Source organism: Nitrosomonas sp. (assembly GCF_040256045.1).
Classification (GTDB): Bacteria; Pseudomonadota; Gammaproteobacteria; order Burkholderiales; family Nitrosomonadaceae; genus Nitrosomonas.
The window spans coordinates 81,510-88,054 of sequence record NZ_JBDZWD010000004.1 but is presented as its reverse complement, the minus strand read 5'-3'; the positions used below and the strand labels follow the sequence as shown (position 1 = coordinate 88,054).

Sequence of the window (6,545 nt, the reverse complement as noted above, 5' to 3'; positions counted from 1 at the left end):
ACGAGCCAGATCGTTTTATCGTTAACCCATCCCAGCACATCGTGGGACTAAACAGATAAGTGCCGTACCGGAGAACTTCCAACCCACCCTGGACAGCACCCGCTCCAGTTCTTCGATGACTTCGGGCTTGCGACGCATCATTTCTTCGCAGCAGATGGAGACAGAGGCGCTGCGGCGCTTGTCGTCCATCTCGCCCACCTGCCTGTCGATCTCGCTCAGGAGCTGCGACTTCGAGGCGCCGTTCTGCGGTTTCTGTTCGAGGTGTGCAAGCCGGGACATATCCAGATCGCCGTAGCCGACGATCTGCTTGATGTCACCGAAGCTGAACTTTTCCGTGAGCGTTGAACGGACTGGCCCCCACGGGATGGATTGTGTTGACATTGGCGTTCTCCTGAACGTAAGGCCGTAACGATGGCTCGGCCTGTCCCCTGAAATAAAAAAACCCGCCATCGCTGACGGGTTCTATCGGGGCTCAGCAGGATCAGATCGAGCCGTCCGGCGTTTCGATCATCACGGGATAGCGTCGCTTCTTGCCCGGCTTTCGTGCGGCAGCCTCCATCTGAGCCCACATCTTGGCGTCAACGCCGGGGATGTTCTTGAGCGAGACCTTGAAGACGCGACCACCCGCCGCAGTCTGCTGCGGAGCTTCGGTGGATTGGCGAATAGTGCGGTTCTGGCTCATGGAAGCCTCCCATCTGAGAGCTTTCTACCTGCATAGGGTAGCAGTTTTTGCCAGGATGTGCTACCGGCGGACAGGTCGAAGGTCATCAGCCGCTGGTTGCCGTAAGCGTCCCACCAGGTGGCGTCCGTAGCCAGCACATCCTGCACAGTCATGCAGTGGGCCAGGTGCGGCGCCTCTGCGATCTCATCTGGCTCCAGTGGCGCATTGAAGCCCAGCTTCGGCCAGACTTTGTAACCTATGTGGCGGGTGTCGAATTCCCGCCCGCCTGCCGCCACCAACGAGACATGGGATAGGCCGGCCAGATGCGCCGTGATCGCGCACAGTGTGAAGGCCACAGTGCCCAACATGGGCGGCGTGTTGCGCTCGTTCAGAAAATATTGATCGACATGCAGCCCGTCGATGAACAGATCCGTGCCCCCGCCTGGGTCGGCGTAGAGTCCCAGCCGGTTCTTGCCGGGGTGCTGTATCAGGTGGGAATTGATGATGGTGAAGTACAGGCCCGGTGGTGCTTCGTCGGGACTGAATGCCCGTTCGACCTGCTGGTGAACACGGCTACCGTCGAAGACCGAGAGCAGGTGGGCGAATTCGAGGATCGAGAAGATGCCGATCGGCAGTTCGTAGTGGTCGTCGGGATTCAGAACTGTACCGTCCAGCCGTATGCCTGTGCCGGTAAGGTAGGCACGGGTCACTGGACTTTCGAGCAGCCGCTGATGCAACTCGGCCAAGTGCGTGCGGTAGAAGGGTGTCGGTTCAAGCGGCATCGCGGGCGTCCATCCGCAAATAACGAAAGGATGCCGCAGGCTGGCGACTTTGGAAACTTGCCAGGGCGCGTTCCAGCGTATCGCGCGTGAAGGTCAGAACAGGCTAAGGCGAGCCGTAGCGAGTCCTGTCAAAGTATGCCTGCACACGCTGGGCTATGCCCCAGTTTCCGAGGCAATTTTTTGGGGCAAATTTGGGGCAAATTGCCCGCCAAAACAGGCCAACCCACGCCAAATTCGTGCTGTGGCGAACACCAGCGTAAATTCTATAACTTATTGATTTATAAGAATTTTATATGCCTGCTTGGCCTTGTGCGGGCCACTCTTTCTCCACAATTGGGGTGTGTGAAGATTGTTCTGCTTTATTCATATAGAACGATGACTTATTTTTATGCTGTTATTTGTTGGAGGTAAATCAGGATATTTTGTATGCCTTCCAGGATGCCCATGAGTGTTTCTGTCAAATCTGGCAGGGTGGAGTGGCTGGATATTCTCGCGCCGGTATCAGGCTATTATACTCGCCATGTTGCTAACCCTCGTTTGCTTACATTTTTTCCTCACTCGCGCAGTGGGGCTTGTACTGTTTGTGCCAGGCTGAAGCTGCCCGGTGACTTGTTCTTACCGCTTCCGATATAATAATAACTGGAGATGGCATTCCTCCATTAACTGCCACAATCTGTGGCTGATGATGCCTACGATTGGCCGGACAGGCCGCGCGTAGGTATTGCTGTCTGTCCTCAAAAATAATTTCAAGAGAGGACGATATCGTGTGGAAACCTATTCTCGCCATTGCCCTGGGTTCAACGCTTGGCGGACTTCTGCGATGGGGCTTGGGGCTCAAGCTCAACAACTTGTTTCCTGACATGCCGCTTGGTACATTGGCGGCCAATTTGATAGCCGGCTACATCGTCGGCGTTGCGATAGCCTTTTTTGCCCACGTGCCGAATTTGTCACCAGAGTGGCGCTTGCTGATCATTACCGGCTTCTGCGGCGGGCTCTCTACGTTTTCCACATTCTCGGCCGAGATCGTCAGCCTGTTGCAACGTGGTCTGTATTCATGGGCCATGAGCGCGATTGCCGTTCATGTCGCGGGATCACTGATTATGACGCTGGCAGGTATTGCCACGGTGACGTGGTTTAAATCCTCGTGAGGAGATTGTCATGAATGGTTACCAGATTACGTTTTTCACCCAGCAGGATCGACAGCACGCCGGTAAACCTTTGGCTGACTGGCTTATGCATCTGGCTGCAGAAATGGGCTTGCGCGGAGCGACGCTGATTCCGGGCAGTGAAGGCATGGGGCATGACAAGCGTTTTCATTCGGCGCATTTCTTCGAGTTGTCGGACCAGCCGCTGGAGGTGGTGATGGTGGTCAGTGAAGAAGAGGCCGATCAGCTCTTTGCGCGATTGCGCGCTGAGGGTGTGCGTCTTTTTTATGTGAAGGTAGCTGCTGAATTCGGAATCATGGATTAATTCCAATTCTAAATCAAAACTTACTTTGTGGGCTTCCCCTTGCCGTATTGTTCATACTGTCTGCGGCTCGCCTTCTCGTCATTTTTGATTTGGAAATAGAATAAGACATCCCAGATCAAGTTTTCCATGAGCTGCATTCCATCCGCAAAACGTAATGTGTGGTCATGTGGGATTTGATCAAAGATTTCCCGAGCTGTCGGCGGCCGACAGGATCTGATCGATGCGGGCAATCTGTCGGAATTTTTTACACTTCCTGTTATTTGTCTATTCATCATTGAAATTACAGATCATTTCTCCTGTTTTCCGGTTTTTTGTGAGAAAAAATACGTAATTCCAACCCGGAAAATCTCAAAAAACGCTTGCAGCGTATCAAAAACCGTCGATAATTTTTACATGACATAACATTGCTACAATTCCGTTATTTATTGTTGTTATTCAATATCTTATGTGTTTGGCATGAAAATTGCCTAAGTGATATTGGATGCCGGCTGACAGAGACAGCGGGTATTCAGTATTTCTGCTTTTCATGTCTGCCAGGGTTGGCAGGTTTTTCAATAAATTCCAGTCCGGGGCAGCAAAGTCTGGCAAGTAGTCTGAGCCATTTCAATGACCGTCCCCGGCAGTGTTTCCATGAGGATCTGATGTGAAAAATAATAATCAATTGGTTTATACCGGCGCGCTGCTTGCTGCCACGCTGGCTTTTGGGCAAGTGGTACAGGCAGCTCCACTGATTCTTGGCGGCAATCAGACCATTAGTACTGATACCGTTGTTGAGAGCGTCGTTGTCGGCAACACCGGTGCTGGCCCTACTGGTGGTGACGGTAGCCTCACCGTCAATAACGGTGCGACACTGATAAATAGTGGCAATGGTACTTTCATTGGCAATATAGGAGGAGTGAATCCCCAGCGTGGTCACGGTTACATCGGTCTCAATGCTGGTTCCACTGGCGTTGCTACCATTACCGGCGCCAACTCGCTTTGGCAAAACCAGAATCATATCTACGTTGGTTTCAATGGCCAGGGTACGCTTAACATTGCGGATGGCGGGAAGGTTAGTAGTGCCCAGAATTCCATTGGCTATTATGCTGGTTCCACTGGTAGCGTTACCGTTACCGGCGCTGGCTCGCTCTGGGAAAGTTCTGCCGGTCTCAGTGTTGATCGGGGCACACTTAACATCGAGAATGGTGGAAAAGTGACTAATACCGGCGGTTCTATCAGCACTTTTACTGGCTCTTCTGCTACTTCTGGCATTGTTACTGTAACCGGGCAGAATTCGCACTGGCAAAACTCAAGTACTCTTGGCGTTAGTGGTACACTCAACGTACAGGATGGCGGGAAAGTGACTAATACCAATGGCAATATTGGTGCTGGTAATAACCATACTGGTATTGCTACTGTTACCGGTTCAAATTCGCTCTGGCAAAACTCAGGAACCCTTAATGTTGGTGGTGCCGGTGGCCAAGCTACGCTCAACATCGAGAATGGCGGAAAAGTTACCAGTTTTCATTGGTTACGGCAATAATCAGACCACCGGTATTGCCACCGTTACTGGCGCGAACTCACGCTGGGAAAACTCAGGCCAGCTTTTTATCGGTGGAAGTACATCGCCCGCAGGTGGTAGCGGCAGTGGCAGCCTCATCATCAATGATGGTGGTATTGTTTCGGCAGCCAATGGCGTGACGATTTGGTCCACAGGCAGTCTCTCGGGTAATGGCGGTACGCTAGACGGTGATGTCGTCAACCGTGGTTTGATCGACCCGATAGAGGTGCTCACGATTACCGGCGATCTTTCAAACGACGGCACACTGGCCTTTGATATTTTCGGCCCGACAGCATATGACCAGCTTTTCATCGGTGGTGATTTCATCATTGATGGCTTACTGGCACTGGATTTCAGTTCATTCCTCCAGCCTGTAGCGGATACTTTCTATGATCTCATCCATGTCGGCGGCAATATTATCGGTACATGGGGTGGTTTTGATGATATCCAGTTCTTAAACGCCTTTGCTGGTTTCGATCCTGGTTTGCTGAGCTACGGCATCGTGGACAGCGGTATTTCAGGTTATGGCCAGACTCTCCGGCTGACTGTTGCGGGTATCGGTGATACGGGTAATCCTGGTGAACCTGGGGATAATACCGTTCCGGAGCCTGCCAGCGGTTTGCTGATCGGGCTGGGTGGTTTGGCAATGCTGATGCTGCGGCGTCGCAGTCCGAAAATCAGTCTGGCTTAAGATTCAGTAAAATTTGACCCGTGTGCGAAGGCAGTACTCTTGTCTTCGCACTTTCTCTTTTGCAATAAATACTGCGGCGATCAATCCGGAATGAACTTCAGCACATTGCCGTTGATGCAATAGCGTTTGTAGCTGGGGGGAGGGCCATCATCGAAAACGTGACCGAGGTGGATGCCGGAACTGGCGCTGCGAACCTCGATCCGCTGCATATAGCTGGAATGATCCTCATGGTAGGTCACTGATCCTTCAACGGGTTCGAAAAAGCTGGGCCAGCCGGTTTTGCTGTCAAATTTGGTTTTGCTGAAAAACAGTGTAGCACCGGTGATCGGATCGACAAATCTGCCCGGACGTTTCTCATCCAGGTTGGATGCGGTGAAAGGTTGCTCAGTCCCTTGCTGAAAAGCGATTTTCTGCTGTTCCGGTGTCAGCATCTGAAAGCCCAGCCATTGCCAGAAGTTCTCTTTTTCTCCAGTGTAGCCAGTGTAGCGGGCTACTTCCTTGCCTTCTCTGAACAGTACGATCGTAGGCGCGGCAAACAGGGGTTCATCCAGTGTCCAACCCGCGGGAGGGTTGATATTTTTCGTCGTTACCATTGGAATATCCGCTTGCCAGTGGGTGAGAACATCCCGGTCGAACTGAGCGCAGAATTCACAATTTTCTGATTCGAAAATCACCAGTTGCTGATCAAAATTCAGATTTTTGCCGTCCAGTGATTGTGGAGGAGGGCTCGCTGGAACAGACGAGGTGTCGCCCCGGATAATACGCTGATCGGGAGCTGGATATTTCACACCTGTTCCCCCCAGACCGCAGTAACCATCGGGATTTTTCTGCAGATAATTCTGATGATACTCTTCTGCGGTAATGTAATTTTTCAGGGGCAGGATTTCGGTCGTGATCTGGCCATAGCCGGCTGTTGCCAGTGCCTGCTGATAGATTTCTCGGGTAGTCAGTGCAAGTGTTTTCTGGCTTTCGTCATGGTAATAAACAGCACTGCGGTAATTGCTGCCGATATCATTGCCCTGGCGGTCACCCTGAGTCGGGTTATGACTTTCCCAGAATTTTGCGAGCACGTGTTCCAGTGTCACTAGTTCGGGATCGAATGTCACTTTTACCACTTCGGCATGATTTCGTCCGGCAGTTTTGCCGGCATGCAAGGCATGTTCAAAATTCAGGATATCCTGATAACCGGCATCGGCGTGGTCACCCCCTGCGTAGCCGCTTTCCACATCAACCACTCCGGAAAGCTCTCCCATGCGTTTCTCGGCCCCCCAGAAGCACCCCATTCCCAGAACGATGTAATCCGTTTTTGAGTCGAGGGCCTGTTTTGCATTTACAGAATTGGGTGTCACGGTTTTCTCCATTGCAAAGATAGTCGTAGCCATTATTAAACTAGTTAAAGCA

At 51.9% G+C, this 6,545-nt stretch carries 8 protein-coding genes and 1 riboswitch; of the genes, 4 read left to right on the top strand and 4 right to left on the bottom strand.

Annotated features, from left to right (window positions below):
• Nucleotides 1–21: 21 nt before the first annotated feature.
• The 3 genes from ABUL11_RS01790 to ABUL11_RS01780 form a co-directional block, all read right to left on the bottom strand.
• A complete protein-coding gene (locus ABUL11_RS01790; RefSeq protein ID WP_350282153.1) occupies nucleotides 22–381 on the bottom strand; it encodes a hypothetical protein in 360 nt (119 codons plus the stop codon).
• Nucleotides 382–481: 100 nt separating this feature from the next.
• Nucleotides 482–682: a hypothetical protein gene (locus ABUL11_RS01785; protein ID WP_350282152.1), complete on the bottom strand. Its 201-nt coding sequence runs from the start codon at nucleotides 680–682 to the stop codon at nucleotides 482–484.
• The gene (locus ABUL11_RS01780) at nucleotides 679–1,443 is read right to left on the bottom strand and encodes a hypothetical protein (protein WP_350282151.1); all 765 of its coding nucleotides are present in this window, start codon (nucleotides 1,441–1,443) and stop codon (nucleotides 679–681) included. The genes ABUL11_RS01785 and ABUL11_RS01780 overlap by 4 nt, the downstream gene beginning before the upstream one ends.
• A gap of 632 nt (nucleotides 1,444–2,075) precedes the next feature.
• A riboswitch (Fluoride riboswitch) is annotated at nucleotides 2,076–2,142 on the top strand.
• A gap of 65 nt (nucleotides 2,143–2,207) precedes the next feature.
• Between ABUL11_RS01780 and crcB the strand changes: the two genes are divergently transcribed.
• From crcB to ABUL11_RS01760, 4 genes are all read left to right on the top strand, one after another.
• Nucleotides 2,208–2,591, top strand: a complete 384-nt coding sequence (gene crcB, locus ABUL11_RS01775; RefSeq protein WP_350282150.1) for a fluoride efflux transporter CrcB — start codon at nucleotides 2,208–2,210, stop codon at nucleotides 2,589–2,591.
• 10 nt (nucleotides 2,592–2,601) lie between these two features.
• Nucleotides 2,602–2,913, top strand: coding sequence for a DUF190 domain-containing protein (locus ABUL11_RS01770; protein WP_350282149.1), 312 nt, complete (start codon nucleotides 2,602–2,604; stop codon nucleotides 2,911–2,913).
• A 643-nt stretch (nucleotides 2,914–3,556) separates the two neighbouring features.
• A complete protein-coding gene (locus ABUL11_RS01765; RefSeq protein ID WP_350282148.1) occupies nucleotides 3,557–4,435 on the top strand; it encodes a hypothetical protein in 879 nt (292 codons plus the stop codon).
• On the top strand, nucleotides 4,395–5,144 hold the full coding sequence (locus ABUL11_RS01760) for a PEP-CTERM sorting domain-containing protein (RefSeq protein ID WP_350282147.1): 750 nt from the start codon (nucleotides 4,395–4,397) through the stop codon (nucleotides 5,142–5,144). The genes ABUL11_RS01765 and ABUL11_RS01760 overlap by 41 nt, the downstream gene beginning before the upstream one ends.
• Before the next feature lie 80 nt (nucleotides 5,145–5,224).
• On the opposite strand, the gene msrA is transcribed toward ABUL11_RS01760, so the two are convergent.
• Nucleotides 5,225–6,493 carry a peptide-methionine (S)-S-oxide reductase MsrA gene (msrA, locus tag ABUL11_RS01755; protein WP_350282146.1) on the bottom strand — a complete coding sequence of 423 codons (1,269 nt, stop codon included), beginning with the start codon at nucleotides 6,491–6,493 and terminating at the stop codon, nucleotides 5,225–5,227.
• Between the last annotated feature and the right edge of the window lie 52 nt (nucleotides 6,494–6,545).